This window comes from Pantoea sp. At-9b (genome assembly GCF_000175935.2).
Taxonomy (GTDB): Bacteria; Pseudomonadota; Gammaproteobacteria; order Enterobacterales; family Enterobacteriaceae; genus Pantoea.
This window is the reverse complement of the sequence record NC_014838.1, coordinates 309,740-331,119: the sequence shown is the minus strand read 5'-3', so window position 1 is coordinate 331,119 and position 21,380 is coordinate 309,740. Positions and strand designations below refer to the sequence as shown.

Sequence of the window (21,380 nt, the reverse complement as noted above, 5' to 3'; positions counted from 1 at the left end):
ACATCATTCCTAACCTGAGTTCATGAATCGATGCACGATCAACGTCTGAAAGATATCGCCCCCTTTGTCGCCAGTATCGAGTGCGGCAGTTTTGCTGCGGCGGCCGAACGCCTGCATATTACCGGCTCGGCGGTGAGCAAAAGCGTCACCCGGCTGGAAACACGCCTTGGCTCCCGTTTGCTGGAACGCACCACGCGCAGCCTGAAGCTGACCGATGCTGGCAACGCTTACTACCAGACCTGTATTCGTATTCTGGAAGAACTGGCAGAGGCCGAAGCGGTACTGGCGGCACAGCGCAGTATTCCGTCCGGCAAGTTACGCCTGGCGGTGCCCAACACCTATGGTCGTCTGGCGGTGATGCCACTGCTGATGCCATTTTGCCAGCAGCATCCCGAGCTGGAATTAAGCCTGCGTTTTTCTGACCGGATGGTCGACCTGTTCGATGAAGGGATTGATGTGGCGGTACGGATTGGTGACACGCCGAATATTTCCGCCTCGCTTGGCTGCCGCCAGATGGGGCGAGAATGCATGGTGTTTTGCGCGGCCCCGGATTATCTGGCGCGCGCCGGTCGCCCGCACCATATCAGCGACCTGCTACAACATCCGGCAATTTTGTACGAGCGCGTGGATGGCAGCACCAAGCCGTGGCTGCTGCAAACTGAGGATGGTCATCTGCAATGGCGCAGCGTGCCGCACCGGATGGCACTGGGGGATGTCGACGCACAGGTACAGGCGGTGTGCGCCGGGCTTGGCATCGCGCAAATGCCCTCCTGGCTGATACGCGAACCACTGGCGCGCGGTGAACTGGAAATTCTCTTGCCCAGCCACCAACCGGATGGCCTGATGCTGACGCTGGTGTGGCCGCGCCGCAAGCAGTTGCTGCCAAAAGTCGATGCGCTGCTCGACGCGCTCAGCCAGTTACCCATTCGTTAACGATGATTAAGGCGGCGCGATAGACGATCGCCGAAGAACTGCAACAGCGTGACCAGCGCCACCAACACCACAATCACCGTGAGCATCACCTGCATATCAAAGCGTTGATAACCGTAGCGGTACGCCAGATCCCCCAAGCCCCCTGCGCCAATCGCTCCGGCCATCGCTGAGGCGTTAATCATCGTCACTAAGGTAATGGTGAAACCACTGACGATGCCGGGCCGCGCTTCTGGCAGTAATACATGCCAGACAATATGCCAGCGATGAAACCCCATCGCCTGCGCCGCTTCGGTCAACCCTTTGTCCACCTCGCGTAAACTCACCTCGGCAATACGCGCAAAAAATGGGGTAGCCGCCAGCGTAAGCGGTACTGTTGCCGCCCACACGCCATAGGTGGTGCCCACGACCCAGCGGGTAAAGGGGATCAGTGCGACCATCAGAATCAGAAACGGAATAGAGCGAAACAGGTTCACCACCCAGCCCAGCAGCCGGTTCAGTAGCGGATTAGGGAACAGATCGCCGCGTCCGGTGACCACCAGAATCACCGCCATCGGTAATCCCAGCGCCAGCGCAAACAGCGACGACACCCCCACCATCAACAAGGTGTCCAGCAGTCCGGTCCATAACCGATCAAAGCCCAGTGACATAACCTGCAATCTCCAGTTGGTCGGCAATACCCTGTAATGCCTGCTGTGCCGCCGTGCGGTCATGGCGCGCGTCCAGCAGCAGCAACAATTGTCCGGTGGCTTTGTTGTCCACCCATTCAATGGCGCTGAACAGCAGCGTCACCTCACCGCTGGCCTGGCGACTCAGAGCACCCAGATCGGGGGAAGCCCCCTGACCGGTATAGCGCAGTCGCACCAGCAGACGGGATGCGGCGTTCTGCCGTTGCGGCGTCAGCAGCGGTACAAGATTTTCCGGCAACGTCTGATGTTGTGGATTAAGCAGCTGCCGGGTGGTTTCCTGCTGTGGATCGCTGTACACCTGCCATACCGGACCGCGTTCGATGATTTCGCCCTGATCAATCACCGCCACCTGATGACAAAGATCGTGTACCACATCCATCTCATGGGTGATCAGCACGATGGTGATATGACGCTGCTGATTGATTTTCTTCAGCAATGCCAGAATGGCGCGCGTGGTTTCCGGATCGAGCGCTGACGTCGCCTCATCACACAGCAACAATTCCGGGTCATGTACCAGCGCGCGCGCAATACCGACGCGCTGTTTTTGCCCCCCGGACAACTGGGCGGGCCAGGCGTGCTGACGCTGCTCCAGTCCCACCAGTGCCAACAACTCGTCCACTTTGCGTTGGCGTTGTGCAGCAGGCACCCCGGCGACTTTCATCGGCAGTTCAATATTTTCTCGCAGCGTTTTCGCCGACAGCAAATTAAAGTGCTGGAAAATCATCCCGGTACGGCGTCGCCACTGCACCAGCTCCCGGTCGCTAAGCGTGCCAATATCCATGCCGTCAATCACCACCTGACCGGCACTCGGTGCCTCCAGCCGGTTCAGGCAGCGGATCAGGGTCGATTTACCGGCTCCGCTGCGGCCAATGATGCCGAAGATCTCGCCACGCTTGACCTGCAAATTGATGTTTTTCAGCGCGTCCTGGGTCTGTCCGGCATAGCGTTTAGTCAGGCCGACGATCTGTACATGCGCCTTACCCGATCCTTCATGCGCAGGCTCCAGCAAGGCATCCTGTTCACCGGGCAACGTCAGGCTCACCATGATTACTGGCTCCAGCCCGGCTGATACAGCTTGCCGTAGAAGCTATCCAGTTTGGCGCGTACCACCGGCGAATGCTGGTAAATATCGACAAACTTCGCCAGACGCGGATCGTCCTGATGACCGTCGCGGATGACAAACTGGATGACATATTCCGGGTGTTCCAGCCCATCAAACAGCAGTGCTTTTTCCGGATCGATGGTTTTCGCCAGACGCAGATAGTGTGGATAGCCTTGTGCCAGATCCACTTCGTCCAGTGAGCGTGATAACTGCACCGCTTCCACTTCGATAATCTTCAAATCTTTTGGGTTGCTGGCGATATCATCGACAGTGGCCTTCAGCCCGACGCCGGGTTTCAGGGTAATCAAACCCGCCTTTTGCAACAGCAGCAAACCACGCGCGCCGTTAATCGGGTCGTTGGCAATCGCCACCGTGCCGCCCTGCGGGATCTGATCGATCGAAGTGTGTTTTTTCGAGTACAGGCCGATGTTATTGATGATGGCTGGCGCATAAGGCACCAGATGGAAACCACCCTCTTTGTTCGCGTTCTCCAGGAACGGCTTGTGCTGGAACAGGTTGACGTCAATGTCACCGTTTTCTACGCTGACATTCGGCGCGGTCCAGTCGGTGAATTCCACCAGTTGCACCTCCAGCCCCTGTTTTTTCGCTTCTGCCACGGCGGTTTCCAGCGGTGGCGCAAAGGCCGCGGTAGTACCGACTTTCAGTGGCCCGCTGTAGTTGGCGGCACTCGCCAGCGAGCTTACGGCCAGCAACGCTGCCGCCAGTTTTAATGAAATTTTCATGATAATTCCCTGAGGTAAATGGATTAATGCCGATTGGCCGCAGGCCGCCAGCGGGCCGCCGGATGGCGATCAGGCAGACGGTCCTGTTGCTGAAAAATCTTTTTACGCAGTGAGCCAGGTTGGTAAGCGGTCTTGAATCGCCCACGTTGTTGCAATTCCGGCACCACCAGATCAATAAAGTCACGGTAGCTTTGCGGGTTGAGGATGCGCGTCAGGTTAAAACCATCAATATCCCCCTCGTCGATCCAGTTGATTAGCTGATCCGCCACCTGCGACGGATTGCCGACAATCAAGGGGTAGCGACTGCCCATCGCGTGCTGTTCCAGCAAACGGCGACGCGTCCAGCCACTGTAGGCTTTACTGACGGATTCAATCGCCCGCGTGTCGCCGCTGGTGATCGGTTCATCCAGACCAAAAGCCGCCAAATCCAGGCCAATCGAGCTGGAGAAATGGGCGATACCCGCCTCCGGGCTGGCATATTCGAGGTAGCTACGATGCTTCTCCTGCGCCTCACGTTCGCTGGGGGCGACAATCACGCTGACACCCATAAAGATGCGCAGATCGTCGGCGCGCCGCCCGGCATCCACGGCGGCCTGACGCAGACGCTGGCTTTGCTGACGCATCAAGGCCGGAGAGCTGGCGTTAACAAAGCTGCATTCGGCGTGACGTGCCGCGAACTGCACCCCGCGCGCCGAGCTGCCCGCCTGGAATAGCAGTGGCGTGCGTTGTGGTGACGGGCTGCTGAGGTGGTAGCCCTGCACCTGATAAAATTCGCCCAGATGATTGATCTGATGAATTTTCTGCGCATCGGCATACCGCCGCCGCTGACGATCCACCACCAGCGCATCATCCTGCCAACTGCCTTCCCACAATTGGTAAGTCACATCAAGGAACTCATCCGCTTGATCGTAACGACGGTCGTGCGCCAGCAATTCGCGTTGCCCCATCGCTCGGGCTGCGCTGTCGAGATAACCGGTGACGATATTCCAGCCGATACGCCCTTCGGTCAGATGATCGAGGGTGGAGAGACGGCGGGCAAAAGGGTACGGCGCTTCATAGCTCAGGTTAGCGGTGACACCAAAACCCAGATGCTGGGTGACACTCGCCATCGCCGAGACCAACATCAGCGGATCATTCACCGGCAACTGAATCGACTCGCTGGCCGTCAGGTTGATGCCCTGCTGATAGACGTCATACACCCCGAGGATATCGGCGATAAAAATGCCATCGAACAGGCCGCGCTCCAGTAGCCGGGCCAAATCGGTCCAGTACGCCAGCGAGTTGAAATCAATCGATTTGTCCTGCGGATGGGCCCACATGCCATGATGGATATGGCCGACGCAGTTCATATTGAAGGCGTTGAGCAGGATCTGCTTGTGGCTCATATCGTCCCCCGGCGCGGCGGTAACACGCCGTTCAGCAGATAGTTACCAATCGCCGGATATTTCCAGCGCACCGGATCATGCAAGGTATGGGTGCGTGCATTGCGCCAGTGCCGGTCGAGATTATGCTCGCGCAGGCTGGCACGCGATCCGCCCAGTTCAAATAGCAGGTTGCCTGCTTCCAGCGACACTTCCGTGGTCCAGGCACGCGCTTTCGCCACTTCTACCGAGGCCAGCGCCACCTGGGCGGCGCTGGGCTGCTGTTGGGCACGATCCACGGCATCACCGGCCAACGCCAGCAAGGCATCACCCGCAGATAAGCGGGCAGCGAGGCGGCCGGTACGATCCAGCGTCAGCGGATCGTCGCTCGCGCGTTCGACCCCGCTGTCCGGCCACGGACGCGCACGACGGCGCAGGAAATCGAGCATGTCATTGAAGGCTGCACGGGCGATACCCTGATCGATCGCCGCATGCAGAATTTGGGCAAAAGGGCCAACCGCAGTGGGCCGCTCAAACGCGGTTTGAAACGGCACCACATCGTCGTCACTGACGGCGACATCAACAAACTGCACGCTGCCGCTGCCAGTGGTGCGCTGACCAAAACCGCTCCAGTCATCAATCACACTGACCCCCGACTGGTGACGCGGCACAAACACCAACTGTTCTTTGTCATCATCCCCGCGCGCCGCGGTCGGTATGCGGTCGGCAAACAGCGCGCCGGTGGCATAAAACTTCGAACCGTTAAGCCGCCCCGCTGCAACACGGGTGCTGCGCTGGTGCGCGGTCGGCGAATTAAACTCCGCCAGTGCATTGCCCAGATGTACCCCGGCCAGGACTTCGCCGTACAGCCGCTGTTGCTGCGCCGGGCTGCCGTTAACGCGTAGCACTTCCAGTGCATAGAAATGGTTTTGCGGGACCTGGCCAATAGCCGCGTCGGCTTCACTCAGGATGGCAACCATTGCCGCCAGTTGTGCCGAGGGGATCTCAATACCACCGAAGGCACGCGGCACGGTGACCGCACCAAGACCCGCAGCGAAAAACTGTGCCAGTTCCGCGTGGGGCAACTGGCGTTCGCGGTCACGCAACGCGGCGTCACGGCGGAATTGTTCCGCCAGCTGTTGTGTCACCGCCAGCGCCTGCTGCGCGTCGGTGATGCGGGCGGCGGTCTGTTTGGGCTGAACCTGCGTCATGGTTGCTCCTTAAATCCAGGCATGGCGCGCAGGCAGCGCATCATTGAGGTAGTAATTGCCGATAGCGTGGGTTTTCCAGCGCACCGGATCGTGCAAGGTATGGGTGCGCGCGTTGCGCCAGTGACGATCGAGACCGTGTCGCAGCAAAGTGGCGCGACTCCCGCCCCATTCGAGCAGTTTCTCGCTGGCCCGCAGCGCCACCTCCGTGGTGAGCACTTTGGCCTCTGCTACCGCAATCGACGCCCGGGCGCAGTTTTCCGCGTTGAGTGACTGTTGGTCGATGCTGTCCAGTACCTGCGCCGCGCGGACCAGCAGCGCATTGGCCGCTGTCAGTTCGGTGCTGAGACGACCAACATCGGCCAGGATATAAGGATCATCCGCGTTGCGGCTGACACCCGCATCGACCCACGCACGCGAGCTACTGCGCACAAATTCCAGCGCATCATCCAGTGCGCCCTGCGCGATACCGGCGTCAATCGCGGCCTGAATCAACTGTGACACCGCGCCACGCAACGTCGGCTTTTCCGGCGCAGGTAGCGGCATAATCCATTGCGCATCAACCGCGACCTGATGCAGCCGCACCGTACCACTGGCCGTGGTGCGTTGGCCGATACCGGACCAGTCATCAACAATCTCCACCCCGGCCGCAGGCAGCGGGATAAAAGCCATCACTGGCTGTTGTTGATCCTGAATCGCGGTGGTCACCAGGATGTCGGCAAACAGCGCCCCGGTTGAGTAGAACTTTTCGCCAGTGAGTTGCAACCCGTGTGACGTTGTCACTAATTGCGCCTGTACATCACGGGTATGGCGGGTATTTTTCTCCGGCCCGCCGTTGCCCAGACGCTGCCCACTCACTACGGCACTGAATAATTGCTGCTGCTGGTCCGCCGTCCCCTCGCCGAGAATAAACTGAACCAGGCCAAAATGATTTTGCGGAATTTGTCCCAGCGACGGATCGCTGGCGGAAATAACACGAAATACCTCCGCCACTGTCTGAAATGACAATCCACCACCGCCGAACTGGCGCGGCACGCTAATACTGCCCAAGCCCAGTTGCGTAAATTGATTAAGCAACTCGCGCGGATAAATACGTTGCTGATCGCGCTCCACCGCACCGGCTTTTGCCTGTTCCGCCAGATGGCGTGCCGCGGCGATTGCGTCAGCATCATAAGTTAACACCGCCGCAGCGGGGTTATTTTTGCCAGAGATTTGCGTCATGGTTTATTTCACAATAGAAATAACAGATTGGCAGGGATAATAATCAGACGGTCTGAGGCAAGTAAATAGCGGGGTTATGCTATATCTGCACAAGGTTTTTTATTATGCAGATAAATATATGCGAACAATGGAAGCACGCTGAAAACAGCTATTTCAGCGTGACCCTTTTCCTAAGAAGAAATATGGCAATCTAATGTCATTTTATAAATAAAGAACATAACGGTCGCGTAGGGTTCATTTTTGCACCCCGGGGGCATTCACAATCTCGCGAATATGCACCAGCGCATTCCTAACCGCCGCACCGCCTGCATAAAACAGCAACTGCAAAATGGTTTCAATGATCTGCTCACGGCTGGCTCCAGCGTTGAGCGCCGCCTGAGTATGGGCTTTCAGCTGTGGCACCGGATGGCCGAGCGTGACGCAGGACGCAATCACCACCAGCTCACGCGTTATCGGGTCCAGACCCGTGCGGCTCATAATGCCGCCCATGGCCCATTCAATGGTGATATCGGTGAAGTCGGGGCAAATATCAGCCATATCCTGGCGCAGGGCTTCGCCCGCCCCATTGCCGTACAGCTGATTAAACAGCACCAGCCCGCGCTGGCGTAATTCAGGTTGCGTGATCATGTTGCTTCTCCATTTGAGGGAAGCGTTGATTGAATAACAATGTATGACTTAGAAAAACATGCTAAAACTTGCATCACTATCAAGCTATATTTGGTAATCATGAACAAACTGGACAGTATGGCGGTGTTCGTTCGCGTGGTGGAGAAAGGCAGTTTTACCGCCGTCGCCGAGGAAATGCGCATCAGCAGTACCATGATCGGGCTGCACATTAAGGGTCTGGAGCAGCATTTAGGCGTGCGTCTGCTAAACCGCACCACGCGACGGCAAAGCCTGACCGACTTTGGTCACGATTATTATCAACGCTGTCAGCAAATCTTGGCCGATATTCGTGATGCGGAATCACTCGCCTCACGCCAACATCAACAGCCGCAAGGATTATTACGCGTTGCCTGCCCGGTTTCACTGGGGGTTCATGTGCTGGCGGCGTTAAATGCCCGCTTTCAGGCAAGCTGGCCGGACGTCACGCTGGATATCCGTCTGAGCGACCGCCCACTGGATATGGCCGAGGATGGCATTGATGTGATGCTGAAAATCGGTGAACTGGAGCAGGTTAATTCATTGGTAGCACGACGATTAGCCGATTACCGTTCGGTCGTCTGTGCCTCCCCCGCCTATCTTGAGGCGTTTGGCACACCCGCGCATCCAGAGCAGTTGATTGATCATCGCTGTCTGGGCTTCGCCCACCCGCTAGCCAGCGGCCGTTGGCAATTTATCGATGCCGACAAACCCTTCTCGGTACCGGTAAAACTGGTGATGTCGATCAACAACGGTGAGGCGCTGCGTCGGGCGGCATTGCAGGGTTGCGGTATCATCATGCAACCCGAGGTGCTGCTGGCGGACGATCTGCGATCCGGCCACTTAATACGCCTGTTCAACCAGATGACCACGCCCGCCAGACCGGTGCATCTGCTTACCTTTGCGGACCGGCAACAACTGCCGAAGATTCGCCATTATGTTGACCATCTGCGCCTCCACCTGAGCCATTCTCTGATCGATCAGTAAGCCAGCGTTTGTTGCAAAATCTCCGCAAAAGCGGCACAGGTTTGCCCGAACTCACTTTGGTCAGCGGGTCGGCTCAACAGCACAAATTCAGCTTCAGGCAGGCGCGGCAACGACGGTTGCTGCACCACAACCACACCCTCTCGGGGCATTGCTGAACGATTCAGACACGCGATACCCAGGCCTGCGGCCACCGCATCCTGGAGTCCCCGTACACCTGACGAGATATGACGCACAAACCAGGGATGATGCTCCCGACTCAGCGCCTGACAGGCTGCACGGTGCAGCATGCATCCTTCCGGTAGCAACACCAGCGGCAGCGGCTGCACCCACGACAATGCGCTGGCGCTTACCCACAGCAGCGGTTCGCAGAAAAGCCGCGTTTCCGCTTTGGCCTCCCCGACCCGGCTAAGACCGGGCACCCGCATCACCACCGCGAGGTCGAGATCACCGCGCTGCCATGCCGCATCGATTTCGGCGCTTTTACCCATCGTGGTACGCAGGCGCAACTGAGGATAGTCACGCGCATAGCGTGCCAGAAGCGCGACGATAGCATCCGGTCGGCAATAGTCTGTGATGCCAAGACGGATCTCGCCACTGAGGGTCACCCCCTGCAAATCGCGCCACGCCACATCCGCCAGCGCCAGCAGATGGCGCGCATGATGCAACAGCTTTTCCCCGGCTGCGGTTGGCGTCACACCGCTTTTACTGCGCACCAGCAGCGTTTGGTTGGCCCGCTGCTCCAGCTTACGCAACTGCTCGCTCAGTGCGGATTGTGACAGGCAGCGCTGCGGTGCAGCCGCCGTCAGGCTCCCGGCGTCAACCGCCGTGACAAAGCTGCGTAACTGTTCCATATCGAAGGTATTCATTTTTATCTAACGGTTTTATTGATGGATAACAACCAATCTTCCTGCTTTTGTGATGAAAAGAAAAGCGGAATACTGCCTCCCTGTTCACATGAAGAGGAAGAAAACATGCCGCATATCGTTTTACAGTTTTCCGGCGAGCACAACGCCACCCTGATGCATCAAGCTGTCGAGGTCATTCAGGATTTGACCGCGACCGTATTGGGGAAAGATCGCCCGGTCATGGCCATCAGCGTGCAGTTTATTGCCGACGACCAATGGTTCATTGGCGGTGAAACGCTGAAAACGCTGGCGCGTAGCGCCTTTCACCTGGATATCAGCATCACCGATGAGACCAACACCAAGGCGGAGAAGTCGCGTTTTGTGCGTGAGCTGTATCAGGCACTGGCTGCGCTGCGTCCGGATCTGCACGACGTCAGCTATATCCATCTGATCGATGCCCGCGCAGCCGCTTATGGCTATGGTGGGCGCACTCAGGAGTGGCGACACCAGCAGGCAGGGGTGGCTTGATTTGCGTTGTCACTCCCGACACAACGATTGTCCTGCTTAACAAAGCCCGTCCATCACGTCTGCTTTAGCTTGTTTAGCAACACTTTCTCTGCGAGGTAAGCAACGGATGAACGACCTGCATTACAAAAGTTTGTTGGAAATTGGCCGCCTGATTCAGTCTGGTGAGATCACCTCGGTTGATGTCACCCGCACCCTGCTGGCACGTATCGATAGGCTGGATCAGCAACTGCACAGCTATTTTTACCTGATGCGTGATAGCGCGCTGCAACAGGCGGCCGATGCAGACCGTGAAATCGCCAGCGGCACGATTCGTGGCCCGTTACACGGGGTGCCGATTGCCCTGAAAGACCTGATCTGGACCAAAGACGCCCCCACCACCCACGGGATGATCATTCATAAAGATCACTACCCGGCTGAAGACTCGACGGTGGTGGAACGTTTCCGTGCGGCCGGTGCGGTGATCCTCGGCAAGCTGGCGCAAACCGAAAGCGCCTTTGCCGATCACCACCCGGAAATTACCCGCCCGTCTAACCCCTGGGGCAGTGCGCTGTGGACCGGTGTGTCTTCCAGTGGTTCTGGTGTTGCCACAGCGGCGGGCTTGTGTTTTGGCGCGATCGGCACCGATACCGGTGGCTCGATCCGCTTCCCCTCCAACGCCAACGGCCTGACGGGCATCAAACCCACCTGGAGCCGCGTCACCCGCCACGGAGCCTGTGAACTGGCGGCATCGCTCGATCATATCGGGCCGATGGCGCGTTCCGCGGCCGATGCTGCCGCAATGTTGCAGGCGATTGCCGGGCGTGACGAGAAAGATCCCACCTCCAGCAGCGAACCCGTACCGGACTATCTGGCGCTGATGACGCGTGGTATCAGCAAGTTGCGCATCGGTCTCGATAAGGCCTGGGCACTGGACAAAGTCGATGATGATACGCGCGCTGCGTTGCAATCAGCGATTGCCACCCTGAGTGCACTCGGTGCCACCTTTGTGGATATCACCATGCCGGATACGGAGAAAGCTGCTGCGGAGTGGAGCGCGTTGTGCGCCGTCGAAACCGCGCTGGCACATGAAGCGACGTACCCGGCGCAGAAGGAGCAATACGGCCCCGGTCTGGCAGGACTGCTGGATCTCGGCCACAGTGTGACGGCACTGGAGTATCAGCGCCTGCTGCTGAGTCGTGCAGCACTGCGTGGGGATATTTCCGCCCTGTTTAGCAACGTGGATTTGGTCCTGGCACCGGCCACGGCTTTTGCCGGTTTAACCTGGGATACCATGACCCGTTTTGGTACTGATCAGGCACTGTTTAACGGCGTGTTGCGCTACACCAGTGCATTCGACGCCAGCGGCCATCCCACCATCACGCTGCCCTGTGGCATGACGGCGGCGGGTGCACCGATTGGCTTCCAACTGGTTGCCGCGCACTTCGCTGAGGCCACCATGATACAGGGGGCCTGGGCTTACCAGCAGGCGACTGACTGGCATAAAAAACACCCGACGCTGTAACTTTCCTCACTGGCCGCCACGGCGGCCTTTCTGTCGCTTTCATGGCCCAATAATTGCTTTATTTTTTCCACTTCCGCCCTTTTCGCCATGTTTAGGGAACGTTGTCATGAAAGAACATTTCACCACCGATAACCTGGAAAACCGCCATCGCTTTGATGCCTGGCGCGACGCCGTCTGTTCGCGTCTGATCAACGCTGAAGCACGGCAAACGCACGCCGGTGAATTCTCCGGCAGTTTCGGCTATTCGATGCTGGGACATGTGGACATCGCCAACCATATCTCACGCACCGCGCTGGTGTGGCAGCGCACCCAGGAGTGCATTCGTCGTCATCCTAATCATGATTTCTATCTGGGGTATATCTGCGCCGGTTCCGGCACCCTGAGCCAGAATGACAACCATTCCTGCGTTAGCGCTGGCGATGTGGTGATTTATGATGCCGCGACACCGTTCGATTTTGCCATGGAGAATGTTGCCATCAATATCGTCCATCTGCCGCGCCAGATGATTGAAAAAGAGGCGCCGTCCATCGCCCGGCTGGCCGGTAAAACGCTGGATCTCAGCCGTCCGGGCATGACCTCGCTCAAACAAATGCTGACCGAAGCTTTTGCCTTTAATGCCGAACGCGAGAATGCCTTTCTGACCGAGCAGTTCGCCAATACCTTGCTGAACATGATTGCCGTCAGCCTGAATTTGCAGAAAAGCGACGCCGCACTGAAACCCGACCTGTATTCACGCGTGGTCAGTTATCTGCGGCTGAATCTGCACGAACACGATCTGTCGGTGGCGCAGATCGCCAACGCCCATCATGTCTCCCCGCGCACCGTCAGCCGGGTGTTTGCGGCCCACGGTACCACGCCGATGAATTTTGTCTGGCAGGAACGTTTGCTGGCGAGCCACAAAGTGCTGGCCGAAGGCAAAGCGCGTAATGTCACCCAGGTGGCGATGGATCACGGCTTCAGCGACATGTCGCACTTCAGCCTCGCGTTCCGCAAAGCCTTTGGTTACACCCCCAGCAGCCTGATCCGTCAGCCACAAAATTAGCTATTTTTGCAGGCTGTTGATCACCCGTTCAGCGGTGTATTCCATGCTGCTGCGGGTGTTCATTGCTTCGCTGCGCATAAAACGGTAGGCCCCGGACTCATCCAGCCCATATTCCCGCATCAGCATGCCTTTGGCCTGCGCCAGACGTTCACTTTTGGCTGGCACTCGCTGGCGGGCGTACTGGCGTGTTGCTTGCAATGTGCCAATGATCTGCACAATCAACGCAAAGGGATTCAGGGTGCGTTCGGCGATAGCGGTCGGTTGCAGTTCGATCAACAGCGGAAACAGGCGCGCGTTCTGGCCATCGGCCAGTGCGATGACCGGTATCTTTGCCTGCCGCCAGCCCCGGAATAACGGTTGCAGGGCCTGTTGATAATGCGGTTCAACCGCGACCATCACCAGATGGGCGTCACCGGGGGCCTGGGTGGGCAGCGGCCAGCTGTGTTGCGCGTGACAGCCAAGTTGCGTCAGTGAAGCACAGAAGGCCCGCGCGCTCTGTACATCCGGGTGGAAGAGATGCAGCCGGACGCCTGCCAGCGTCGCCAGTAAGGATTGCTCAGTCATGCGTCACCCTGAGTTGATGGAGTGTGAAGCATTACACTAAGCCCACAGAGCAACGACTGCTTTGTTTGGGCGGTCGGGAAGTGTGTCGGTTGGGACAAGTGTGTTTGTACCCTCACCCCGGCCCTCTCCCGCAGGCGGGAGAGGGAGATAGTGCTCGATCGATCCCCTCTCCCGCTTGCGGGAGAGGGTTAGGGTGAGGGCTACTGCGTGCAGAAAACTAGGCATGAAAACCCAAAAACTGCTCGGCAATACTGGCGCTGGAGGTGGTTTGCGGATCGATGTGGTGAATAATCTCCCCCTTCTCAATCACATGGATACGATCTGACAGCGCATAGAGAAACTCAATATCCTGTTCTACCAGGATGATGGAGATATCCATCTCATGCCTGAGCCGTTGCAGTGTCTCGATGATCTCCTCACAGATATTCGGCTGAATCCCCTCGGTGGGTTCATCCAGTAGCACCAGTTGCGGCTGACCACATAAACAGCGCGCCAGCGCCAGCAATTGTTGTTCCCCACCGGACAACGATCCTCCCGGTTGCGCCAGCAGACGTTTCAGACGCGGGAAGATCTCCAGCATCTGCTCGATAATCTGTCCGGCACGGGAGAAGTGTTTGACGCAGCCCATGCGCAAGTTCTCTTCCACCGTCAGCAGTGGAAAGATTTGCCGCCCCTGGGGCACAAAACCGATCCCTGCTGCCGCCCGCTGGTGTGCCTGATAAGCGGTGATATCAATACCGTTCAGCGCAATGCTACCCTGCCAGGCGGGCAGCTCACCCATGATGGCGCGCAGCAACGTGGTTTTGCCCATGCCGTTACGTCCCAGTACGCCCGTGAAGGATTTGGCACCGACAAACAATTCAGACAGATGCAGCACCGGAATTTTGTTATACCCTGAGACCATCTCTTTGATTTCAAGCATGTTTAATCTCCACATTACCGAGATAGGCCTCTTTAACCAGCGGGTTGCTGGTCACCTCACGAAAGCTGCCCTCCGCCAGTACCGCCCCCTGATTAAACACCGTTACCTTCTGCGCAATCATGCTGATGAACTCCATATCATGCTCCACCACCACCACGGTACTTTGCTGGTTGATGGCTTTGATTAACGCAGCGGTTTTGCGTACTTCGTGGTGCGTCATCCCGGCGGCGGGCTCATCCAGCAACACCAGTTGCGGACGCGAAATCAGGATCATCCCCAGCTCCACCCACTGCCGCTGACCGTGCGCCAGCTCAGATAAGGTGGCGTCGGCAAACTGGAGCAGGCCAATATCCTGTAACACCTGATCAATCGCCGCAGGCAGCGCGGATTTCGCCATGCGATTGGCCGCCGCCTGCCACAGATTCTCACGCACGCTCAAACCGTCGAACACGCTGGGCACCTGGGTCTTGATGCCAATGCCGAGGCGCGCGATCTCCCAGGGTCGCAGCCCGGAAATCACCCGGTCGCGATAACGACACTCGCCACGGCTGGGTGTCACCTGACCACTCAGCATTTTAAAGAAGGTACTTTTCCCTGCGCCATTCGGGCCAATCAGGCAACGCAATTCGCCCTCGTGCAGAGTGAAATCCACCTCTTTCACCGCATGGACGCCGCCAAAGCTGACACCCATTTTTCTGGTTTGTAACAGCACCGTTGCGCTCATTGTTTCACCTCACTCACCTGCGCGGTGGCTGGCTGCGCGGTCGGTTGGCGTTTACGCCGCCACACACGTTGCAGCGTTGGCAAAAGGCCGCCGGGGATCAGCAACACAAACACCGCCAAAATCACCCCCAGCACCAGATTGACGTCCACCGTCTGTTGCGCACCGAGGCGGGTGACCATCCATTGCAACAGAATGCAGCTGATCACCGGCCCGATCAGCGTGCCGCGCCCGCCCACAATCACCCAGATAATGATCTGCGCTGACTGGCTGATGCTGAACACGCCAGGACTGACAAATGCGCCCCAGTTGACGTATAAACACCCCGCCAGCCCGGCTATCGCCGCCCCGATGGCGAAGGTGGCCAGCTTGTGCGCCGGCACGTTGTAGCCCAGCAACCCCGCGCGCTGTTCATTCTCGCGGATTGCCACCACCGTTTTGCCAAAGCGGCTGAGTAAGGTGAATTTCAGCAGGACGTAGCACAGCGCCAGACAGCCCGCCGTCACCAGAAAGATCGCTTCTGGTGCCAGGATCGCATCGGGCTGGAAGGGCAGATTCAGGGTTGGCACTGACGGAATGCCGTTGAAACCACCCAGCAATGCCTGGCCGATGTGATATTCGCTGCCCGCCGTTGAGTTCACCCAGTTAAACAGCACCAGACTCACTGCCAGGGTAATCGCGCCAAGATAGACATCGCTTACGCCGCCATAGAAGATCACATAGCCCAGCAGCAGCGAGAACAAGGTGGGCAGCAGCACCGCCATGACCACCGCCCAGGTGGAATCCCCCCAGTTAATGGCGCAGATGGCGTAGGTATAGGCACCCAGGCCGAAAAACGCCGCCTGACCAAAGCACAGAATACCGCCGTAGCCCCAGATAAATGCCAGACTGAGCGACAGCAGCCCCATCACCAGAAACACCGTGACCGACAGCAGCGTATACAGCTCCAGCGCGCCGGAGAGCCAGAACGCCACCAACATCACCACCAGCGCAACGCCGATGATCTGCACCCGTTCCGATAATAATTTCCTCACAGCGACCTCCTGAAAAAGCGTCCGGTGATGCCCTGTGGCAACAGCCGCAGCAGCACAATCGCGCTTAATAACAACGCCACTGCGCCGAATACCGGCGTCCACGCGTAGGTCGCCAGTTGCGAGATGGTGCCAAACAGGGTGGATGAGGAGAGCGTACCGGCGATGATGGCACTGCCGCCGCCAATCACCGTGATAAACGCTTTGGCGATAAAACTGATGCCGATAGTCGGGATCACCCCGGTGATCGGTGCCAGCAACGCCCCGCCGAGTCCTGACAGCGCCGCACCCAGACCGAATGTCAGGCTGTAGATTTTGCCGGGATTGGTGCCGAGCGCCGCCGCCATGCGCGCATTCTGCATCGTGGCGCGCGCGCATAACCCGAGGGTGGTGTAGCGCAACAGCAGCCACAGCGCCCCCACCAGGCACAGCGCAAACAGGATGGTAAACAGCGAATACCCACTGGTGCTGTAACTACCAACACTGACGCTGGGCAGCGGTGAACTGATGCCCAGCGTGGTGTTACCGAACAGCATGGTGGCCGCCCCAATCAGCGCCAGACTCAGTCCCCAGGTCGCCAGCATGGTGTCAATCATCCGGCCATAGAGGTGTCGGATAATCACGCGTTCAATGACGATGCCGAACACCCCCACCACCAGCGGGGCAATCACCAACATGGCAATCCAGATCGGCACACCGAGATGATTGGTGGCGAGAATCGCGCTGTAGCCGCCGAGCATCATAAATTCGCCATGCGCCATATTGACGATTTTCATCATGCCAAACACCACCGCCAGCCCGAGGCTCATGATAATCAGCACCGCGATAGCATTGAGCACCTCAATGCCATAGATAATCAACAGATCCATAGTGGCTCCTGTTACAGCTCGATTTGATACTGTTTGGTATCGCGCGGGTTTTTCTTCAGATCGCACACCATCGCGGTATCACTTGGTGGCTGATCGGTGAAGGTTTCCAGAATCTTCATCTGATGGTTTTCCACTTCGGCGATGTGCACATCCAGCGTGCAGTGATGCGTGGCGGGATCGACCGTGACTTTGCCACTTGGCGACGCCACTGTGATACCGGACTCCAGCGCCTCAATTACCTTCATGCGGTCAACCGATCCGGCTTTGCGTACCCCTTCCGCCCATATCAGCATGCCCTGGTAAGCCCCCATCGCCAGGTCACTGATATACGGGGTGTTGGCACCATATTTGGCGTGGAATTTCTGCACGAAAGCCTGATTTTCTGGCGTCGGGATTTCCTGCATATAGTTGGCGGCCACCAGGATGCCGTTGCTCTCTTCCGGCGACAGGATGATATGTTCGTTACCGCCGCCAAACACCGTCGACGCGATGGGGATCTTGCCGCTCATGCCTGCCGCGTGCCATTGGCGATAGAACGAGATATGTGCGCCCCCCACCAGCGCAGACCAGACGATATCGGGTTTCGCACTCTGGATTTTCGAGATCGCGGCCCCGAAATCGGTCACATCGAGCGGGAAGAACTCCACCGTAACCACTTCTCCGCCGTTGTCATGGACCGACTTTTTCACCCACGCGGAGACGATCTGGCCGTAGTTGTAATCTGCGGCCACCACATAGATTTTTTTACCCCACTTTTTCATGGCGTAAGGCACCAGTTTCTCCACGGTTTGCGCCGGGGTGGAGCCAGAGGAGAAGTAATTGCGATCGCACACGCCGCCTTCATACTGTGCCGGATAAAAATAGAGCGAACGAAAACGGTCCAGCACCGGACGAATCACCTCACGCGAGGCTGAGGTAATACCGCCCTGCACCACCGCCACTTTATCTTTCAATGCCGCCTGCTGCGCATACTGCGCATAAAGCTGCATATTGGATTGGGCATCGTAATTAATCATCTGTAACGGGCGGCCCAGCAAACCACCGGCGGCGTTGATATCATCCGCCGCCAGGTTGATGGCGTTCGACATCGGTTTACCGTAAATATCCAGACCACCCGACAGGTCAAGAATGGTCGCCACTTTAATGGCGTCTTTATTCTCTGCCGCAAAACTGAGTTTCGGCGCAACGCCCGCAGCCAGACCTAATGCCGATAATGCAGATCCCTGAAGAAATGAACGACGACTAATAGCCATAGCACCCTCTTAAAGAAGTGATGAGTAAGAAAGAAAAACAGAATGGGTTTCCGGTGAGATCCGGCCAGGGTGTAACCAGCAGCTGGCAGACAACGCTGTCTGCATAAAAAAGATGTGATTGCCACAACGCTGGGGCAATAAGATTTAGCAAGCAATAAGCGGGCCAGATTTAACTTTTCTGGCCCGGGCAGAATATTCAAGGTTCATCACCAGCAGTGATGATTATGCCTCTAACTGGTTTGCACTTTTCCGTAGCAACCAGCACCAGGACGGTGCGCTATTTATAATGTGTTTTGATATATTGTTTATACACTTTGTCCAATTCAATGACCTTCCCGTACCATTCACGGGCAACCTGATCTTTGAGGCTTGGTTCGACCATTTCCTGAAGCGCCTCAAACATACTGCTAATATCATCCAGGGGAAAACCCGTCAGTTGCAATGCCTGCGGGTTGATGGGATGAGCAGTATGATAAATACTGGTCAATTGCCGTGGAAAAAATTCCGTTTTCCCCATCACTGCCTTCTGTAAAATATGAACCATGGCGTAAAATTCTTTTTTACTTGCATCGAAATGGTCAGTATTCCCGTCGTTGTGGACTTTATCGAGAATGCTGACTTCGGTGGGAAGATCCCTGACAAGGTCAATATTCATTGGGATTTTCCCTCCTCCTGCGGCTGTACCAAAAAGTACCTCGCCGTAAGGTGCTAAATTGGGCTGCAGAGGATCAATGGTAAGTTTCAGGCTTCGGGAAACCTGTGAAAGACGTTGCAAATCGGCAGTATCGAGATACTTAGCGAGCGGTTTTTCATAAATTGAGAGCACCTGGATCAAATGATTATGAACGGGATTTTCCTGGTTGTGCTGTAATGCCTGAATCTGCACCAGTCTGTTATTCAGCGCCTCGCTGATACTTTGAAAAACGCCACTCTCCATACCGCTTTCAGGTGGACCAGAAAGAAAAGGATTCATTACCTGCTTCAGTTGATCGAGCTTGTTAACCACCCTTTCCGCCTGGCGGGGCGATTCAGTTCGGCTTATTTTAGCGGGAGAACTCGCTGCAAAACCCGCCGGCAATGAAAGCCGCCGTTTTCGTTCGGGCGCTAATCCGCAGGGATCACTCAGGGTCACAGGATTGTTTTGCACCATCCGAAAGCGATTTAACCCATCGATATTTCCGGCGGGATCGGTATTCAACCAGCGCAGCAACCAGGGCGCGTAGTAGCGGTATCCGTAGTACAGCAGCCCAGTCATATCGCGTTCTTTGCCCGAATAACGCAAGGTTTTAAAGCGGGTTTCGCTTTGCTGGCGTGTTGCCCACAGGGCCGTTCCGCCAAACGGGTAATACTGTTCCCGGCTGATGATCTTACCCTGACTGTCCAGCTCCAGCGTGCTGCTGTCCGCGCGATCCTTAATGCAAAAACGCAGCTGATGGCGAGCAACATCTTCCGGTTTCCCCCGCAGCCAATCATGAATACGCACACCCGTGACGCTAATCACCCGCACATTTTCAATTTCCCTGTCTGCATGCCTCGTGGTACGGATTTCCAGTCCCGTCAGATAATGCACCTGACGCTGACCTTCACTGGCTCTGCTTTGCTGGCGGGCACATTTAACGACCCGAGAGCCTTCATGCGTGTAGCGGTAGAATTCGTGGTTGCTGTTGTTCATCGTTAGCTTTTCCGCGCTGAGTAATGCCTCCACGTTAGTGAATTACCCGTCCCAAAAAAGGCGCTGCGCGACACTTGCTCGCGCAATTCTTTCCAATACCTGTCCGCAGCAACATGGTTTAATAACGCCACTCTTACTAACGCGGGATGCGTGTTTAGCTATGTTGCAGTTTTCAAATGGTTTTCTGCTAAGTTTGTCGTTATGCCTCGATATCGGTCTGGCGAATATCGCCATGATCACCCTGGCGATGCAGCGCGGCTATTTTCACGGTTTCTGGCTGGGGATTGGTACCTGCATTGGCGATTTAATCTATGCCCTGCTGGCACTGGCGGGGATGGCGGTGGTACTGCAATTCACGGCGGTGCGCTGGGTGCTGTGGATTGGGGGTGGCGCGCTACTGATGTGGTTTGCGGTGAAAATGTTGTTGGCCGCGTATCGTTCCGTCACCGCCATCAACATGTCAGAACAGCAACCACGACGCTCGCTGCTGCGTGAATTCAGCCGTGGTGTGATGCTGGCGATGTCATCACCCACCGCCATTCTGTGGTTTGCCAGCGTGGGCGGCGCACTGATCTCACGCATGGGCCAGGGCAGCGCCGGATCAACGTCATGGTTCCTCAGCGGCTTCTTTATCGCTGGCGTGTTCTGGACCTGCGTGTTGTGTCTGGTGGGCAGCATGGGCGGGAAACTGCTGGGCCAGCGCCTGCTGAAATATTCCTATCTCGCCTCTGCGCTGATCTTTTGTTACTTCGCGATTTACGTGATTGGCTCCGGCTATCGCGAATTTATTCTGAGCTGATGCGCATAGTGATGGGGTGTGGTCCCCATCACTTTGCGGAAAGCATTAATAAAATGGCTCTGGTCATAAAAGCCGAGTTGCAGCGCGGCATCCTGCGCATGCACGCCTCGCCGCAGCAAATCGCGCGCATGATGCAACCGCAGCTGCATATGATATTGCAGTGGCGGCATCCCGGTCAGTTGAGTAAAACGGCGCACCAGGTGGTACTTGCTCAGCCCGACCTGCTGCGCCAGGGTCGCCAGTTGCGGTTTGCTGCTCAGGTTAGCGCGCAGATACTCTTTGACCTGCACCATCAGTTGGGCATCCCCCTGCTGGCGACTGGCCGAATCATCCATGAGTTCGCCACACAGCCACATCAGTTGCTGCTCCTGTAACCCTTCATCAGGCTGCCGCGTTGCCGCCGCATAATCGCAGATGGCGGCAAACAGCGCGGCGTGATGGAATGCGCCTTCACGCAATGCGGGCGCACCGGCCAGCACCGCCTGCGGCAGATGCACGCTAATAAAACTCACCGGTTCTACACTGAACTGTGACGCCTGAACGGAAGCCGGATTGTACACCGTCACTTGCCCGGCCAGTGCCTCACACGACTTGCCATCCAGCCAGATCGTCTCACGCCCACTCAGATTGGCACACACCACGTATTCATCATGCAGATGACGTGGGAAAGCGCTGTCGCTGGCGGTGACGCGCGAACATTCAATACCATTACGGGCAAACCATTCAGAGGCAGACAGCGGCACAAGGATC

General features: G+C 57.0%; 22 protein-coding genes. 6 read left to right on the top strand and 16 right to left on the bottom strand.

Going from position 1 to position 21,380, the window contains the following annotated elements:
- Window positions 1–30 precede the first annotated feature (30 nt).
- A complete protein-coding gene (locus PAT9B_RS21900) occupies window positions 31–933 on the top strand; it encodes a LysR family transcriptional regulator (protein ID WP_013511464.1) in 903 nt (300 codons plus the stop codon).
- Here the strand turns inward: PAT9B_RS21900 and PAT9B_RS21895 are convergent.
- The 7 genes from PAT9B_RS21895 to PAT9B_RS21865 form a co-directional block, all read right to left on the bottom strand.
- Window positions 930–1,580, bottom strand: a complete 651-nt coding sequence (locus PAT9B_RS21895; protein WP_013511463.1) for a methionine ABC transporter permease — start codon at window positions 1,578–1,580, stop codon at window positions 930–932. The two genes, PAT9B_RS21900 and PAT9B_RS21895, sit on opposite strands and share 4 nt — an antisense overlap.
- A complete protein-coding gene (locus PAT9B_RS21890) occupies window positions 1,564–2,664 on the bottom strand; it encodes a methionine ABC transporter ATP-binding protein (protein WP_013511462.1) in 1,101 nt (366 codons plus the stop codon). The genes PAT9B_RS21895 and PAT9B_RS21890 overlap by 17 nt, the downstream gene beginning before the upstream one ends.
- 2 nt (window positions 2,665–2,666) lie before the next feature.
- Entirely contained in the window at window positions 2,667–3,464 is a 798-nt protein-coding gene (locus tag PAT9B_RS21885) for a MetQ/NlpA family ABC transporter substrate-binding protein (RefSeq protein WP_013511461.1), read from the bottom strand.
- Window positions 3,465–3,487: 23 nt separating this feature from the next.
- Window positions 3,488–4,849, bottom strand: coding sequence for an LLM class flavin-dependent oxidoreductase (locus tag PAT9B_RS21880; RefSeq protein WP_013511460.1), 1,362 nt, complete (start codon window positions 4,847–4,849; stop codon window positions 3,488–3,490).
- Window positions 4,846–6,036: an SfnB family sulfur acquisition oxidoreductase gene (locus tag PAT9B_RS21875; protein WP_013511459.1), complete on the bottom strand. Its 1,191-nt coding sequence runs from the start codon at window positions 6,034–6,036 to the stop codon at window positions 4,846–4,848. The genes PAT9B_RS21880 and PAT9B_RS21875 overlap by 4 nt, the downstream gene beginning before the upstream one ends.
- A 9-nt stretch (window positions 6,037–6,045) precedes the next feature.
- A complete protein-coding gene (locus tag PAT9B_RS21870; RefSeq protein WP_013511458.1) occupies window positions 6,046–7,254 on the bottom strand; it encodes an SfnB family sulfur acquisition oxidoreductase in 1,209 nt (402 codons plus the stop codon).
- 234 nt (window positions 7,255–7,488) lie between these two features.
- A complete protein-coding gene (locus PAT9B_RS21865; RefSeq protein ID WP_013511457.1) occupies window positions 7,489–7,881 on the bottom strand; it encodes a carboxymuconolactone decarboxylase family protein in 393 nt (130 codons plus the stop codon).
- Window positions 7,882–7,980: 99 nt separating this feature from the next.
- Between PAT9B_RS21865 and PAT9B_RS21860 the strand changes: the two genes are divergently transcribed.
- On the top strand, window positions 7,981–8,883 hold the full coding sequence (locus PAT9B_RS21860; RefSeq protein ID WP_041526100.1) for a LysR family transcriptional regulator: 903 nt from the start codon (window positions 7,981–7,983) through the stop codon (window positions 8,881–8,883).
- On the opposite strand, the gene PAT9B_RS21855 is transcribed toward PAT9B_RS21860, so the two are convergent.
- Entirely contained in the window at window positions 8,877–9,734 is an 858-nt protein-coding gene (locus PAT9B_RS21855; RefSeq protein ID WP_223300499.1) for a LysR family transcriptional regulator, read from the bottom strand. The genes PAT9B_RS21860 and PAT9B_RS21855 overlap by 7 nt on opposite strands.
- A 120-nt stretch (window positions 9,735–9,854) precedes the next feature.
- On the opposite strand from PAT9B_RS21855, the gene PAT9B_RS21850 reads away from it, so the two are divergent.
- The 3 genes from PAT9B_RS21850 (at window position 9,855) to PAT9B_RS21840 (ending at window position 12,799) form a co-directional block, all read left to right on the top strand.
- Window positions 9,855–10,256: a 4-oxalocrotonate tautomerase gene (locus PAT9B_RS21850; RefSeq protein WP_013511454.1), complete on the top strand. Its 402-nt coding sequence runs from the start codon at window positions 9,855–9,857 to the stop codon at window positions 10,254–10,256.
- A 106-nt stretch (window positions 10,257–10,362) separates the two neighbouring features.
- On the top strand, window positions 10,363–11,757 hold the full coding sequence (locus PAT9B_RS21845) for an amidase (protein WP_013511453.1): 1,395 nt from the start codon (window positions 10,363–10,365) through the stop codon (window positions 11,755–11,757).
- A 106-nt stretch (window positions 11,758–11,863) separates the two neighbouring features.
- On the top strand, window positions 11,864–12,799 hold the full coding sequence (locus PAT9B_RS21840) for a helix-turn-helix domain-containing protein (protein WP_013511452.1): 936 nt from the start codon (window positions 11,864–11,866) through the stop codon (window positions 12,797–12,799).
- Here PAT9B_RS21840 and PAT9B_RS21835 read toward each other — a convergent pair whose 3' ends face one another.
- The 7 genes from PAT9B_RS21835 to PAT9B_RS21805 all read right to left on the bottom strand — a co-directional run bounded on the left by PAT9B_RS21835 (window position 12,800) and on the right by PAT9B_RS21805 (window position 19,831).
- Entirely contained in the window at window positions 12,800–13,363 is a 564-nt protein-coding gene (locus PAT9B_RS21835; protein WP_013511451.1) for an ANTAR domain-containing response regulator, read from the bottom strand.
- Window positions 13,364–13,580: 217 nt separating this feature from the next.
- Window positions 13,581–14,285 carry an ABC transporter ATP-binding protein gene (locus PAT9B_RS21830; protein ID WP_013511450.1) on the bottom strand — a complete coding sequence of 235 codons (705 nt, stop codon included), beginning with the start codon at window positions 14,283–14,285 and terminating at the stop codon, window positions 13,581–13,583.
- Window positions 14,278–15,009: an ATP-binding cassette domain-containing protein gene (locus PAT9B_RS21825; protein ID WP_013511449.1), complete on the bottom strand. Its 732-nt coding sequence runs from the start codon at window positions 15,007–15,009 to the stop codon at window positions 14,278–14,280. Before PAT9B_RS21825 ends, PAT9B_RS21830 begins: the two co-directional genes overlap by 8 nt.
- The gene (locus PAT9B_RS21820) at window positions 15,006–15,986 is read right to left on the bottom strand and encodes an urea ABC transporter (RefSeq protein ID WP_049792221.1); all 981 of its coding nucleotides are present in this window, start codon (window positions 15,984–15,986) and stop codon (window positions 15,006–15,008) included. Before PAT9B_RS21820 ends, PAT9B_RS21825 begins: the two co-directional genes overlap by 4 nt.
- A 50-nt stretch (window positions 15,987–16,036) precedes the next feature.
- Window positions 16,037–16,906 (bottom strand): branched-chain amino acid ABC transporter permease, encoded by an 870-nt coding sequence (locus PAT9B_RS21815; protein ID WP_013511447.1) that lies wholly within the window; start codon window positions 16,904–16,906, stop codon window positions 16,037–16,039.
- Between the two features lie 11 nt (window positions 16,907–16,917).
- A complete protein-coding gene (locus PAT9B_RS21810) occupies window positions 16,918–18,159 on the bottom strand; it encodes an ABC transporter substrate-binding protein (RefSeq protein ID WP_013511446.1) in 1,242 nt (413 codons plus the stop codon).
- Window positions 18,160–18,436: 277 nt separating this feature from the next.
- Entirely contained in the window at window positions 18,437–19,831 is a 1,395-nt protein-coding gene (locus PAT9B_RS21805) for an RHS repeat domain-containing protein (RefSeq protein WP_041526046.1), read from the bottom strand.
- Window positions 19,832–19,991: 160 nt separating this feature from the next.
- On the opposite strand from PAT9B_RS21805, the gene PAT9B_RS21800 reads away from it, so the two are divergent.
- On the top strand, window positions 19,992–20,630 hold the full coding sequence (locus tag PAT9B_RS21800) for a LysE family translocator (protein WP_013511445.1): 639 nt from the start codon (window positions 19,992–19,994) through the stop codon (window positions 20,628–20,630).
- On the opposite strand, the gene PAT9B_RS21795 is transcribed toward PAT9B_RS21800, so the two are convergent.
- Complete coding sequence (locus PAT9B_RS21795) at window positions 20,606–21,373, bottom strand: AraC family transcriptional regulator (RefSeq protein ID WP_041526045.1); 768 nt, start codon at window positions 21,371–21,373, stop codon at window positions 20,606–20,608. The genes PAT9B_RS21800 and PAT9B_RS21795 overlap by 25 nt on opposite strands.
- Window positions 21,374–21,380 lie beyond the last annotated feature (7 nt).

What these genes read in the sequence shown, in the direction of transcription:
- PAT9B_RS21900 (WP_013511464.1), top strand. Translation starts at nt 31, where the DNA reads ATGCACGATCAACGTCTGAAAGATATCGCCCCCTTTGTCGCCAGTATC.
- PAT9B_RS21895 (WP_013511463.1), bottom strand. Translation starts at nt 1,580, where the DNA reads ATGTCACTGGGCTTTGATCGGTTATGGACCGGACTGCTGGACACCTTG.
- PAT9B_RS21890 (WP_013511462.1), bottom strand. Translation starts at nt 2,664, where the DNA reads ATGGTGAGCCTGACGTTGCCCGGTGAACAGGATGCCTTGCTGGAGCCT.
- PAT9B_RS21885 (WP_013511461.1), bottom strand. Translation starts at nt 3,464, where the DNA reads ATGAAAATTTCATTAAAACTGGCGGCAGCGTTGCTGGCCGTAAGCTCG.
- PAT9B_RS21880 (WP_013511460.1), bottom strand. Translation starts at nt 4,849, where the DNA reads ATGAGCCACAAGCAGATCCTGCTCAACGCCTTCAATATGAACTGCGTC.
- PAT9B_RS21875 (WP_013511459.1), bottom strand. Translation starts at nt 6,036, where the DNA reads ATGACGCAGGTTCAGCCCAAACAGACCGCCGCCCGCATCACCGACGCG.
- PAT9B_RS21870 (WP_013511458.1), bottom strand. Translation starts at nt 7,254, where the DNA reads ATGACGCAAATCTCTGGCAAAAATAACCCCGCTGCGGCGGTGTTAACT.
- PAT9B_RS21865 (WP_013511457.1), bottom strand. Translation starts at nt 7,881, where the DNA reads ATGATCACGCAACCTGAATTACGCCAGCGCGGGCTGGTGCTGTTTAAT.
- PAT9B_RS21860 (WP_041526100.1), top strand. Translation starts at nt 7,981, where the DNA reads ATGAACAAACTGGACAGTATGGCGGTGTTCGTTCGCGTGGTGGAGAAA.
- PAT9B_RS21855 (WP_223300499.1), bottom strand. Translation starts at nt 9,734, where the DNA reads ATGGAACAGTTACGCAGCTTTGTCACGGCGGTTGACGCCGGGAGCCTG.
- PAT9B_RS21850 (WP_013511454.1), top strand. Translation starts at nt 9,855, where the DNA reads ATGCCGCATATCGTTTTACAGTTTTCCGGCGAGCACAACGCCACCCTG.
- PAT9B_RS21845 (WP_013511453.1), top strand. Translation starts at nt 10,363, where the DNA reads ATGAACGACCTGCATTACAAAAGTTTGTTGGAAATTGGCCGCCTGATT.
- PAT9B_RS21840 (WP_013511452.1), top strand. Translation starts at nt 11,864, where the DNA reads ATGAAAGAACATTTCACCACCGATAACCTGGAAAACCGCCATCGCTTT.
- PAT9B_RS21835 (WP_013511451.1), bottom strand. Translation starts at nt 13,363, where the DNA reads ATGACTGAGCAATCCTTACTGGCGACGCTGGCAGGCGTCCGGCTGCAT.
- PAT9B_RS21830 (WP_013511450.1), bottom strand. Translation starts at nt 14,285, where the DNA reads ATGCTTGAAATCAAAGAGATGGTCTCAGGGTATAACAAAATTCCGGTG.
- PAT9B_RS21825 (WP_013511449.1), bottom strand. Translation starts at nt 15,009, where the DNA reads ATGAGCGCAACGGTGCTGTTACAAACCAGAAAAATGGGTGTCAGCTTT.
- PAT9B_RS21820 (WP_049792221.1), bottom strand. Translation starts at nt 15,986, where the DNA reads ATGTTGGTGGCGTTCTGGCTCTCCGGCGCGCTGGAGCTGTATACGCTG.
- PAT9B_RS21815 (WP_013511447.1), bottom strand. Translation starts at nt 16,906, where the DNA reads ATGGATCTGTTGATTATCTATGGCATTGAGGTGCTCAATGCTATCGCG.
- PAT9B_RS21810 (WP_013511446.1), bottom strand. Translation starts at nt 18,159, where the DNA reads ATGGCTATTAGTCGTCGTTCATTTCTTCAGGGATCTGCATTATCGGCA.
- PAT9B_RS21805 (WP_041526046.1), bottom strand. Translation starts at nt 19,831, where the DNA reads ATGAACAACAGCAACCACGAATTCTACCGCTACACGCATGAAGGCTCT.
- PAT9B_RS21800 (WP_013511445.1), top strand. Translation starts at nt 19,992, where the DNA reads ATGTTGCAGTTTTCAAATGGTTTTCTGCTAAGTTTGTCGTTATGCCTC.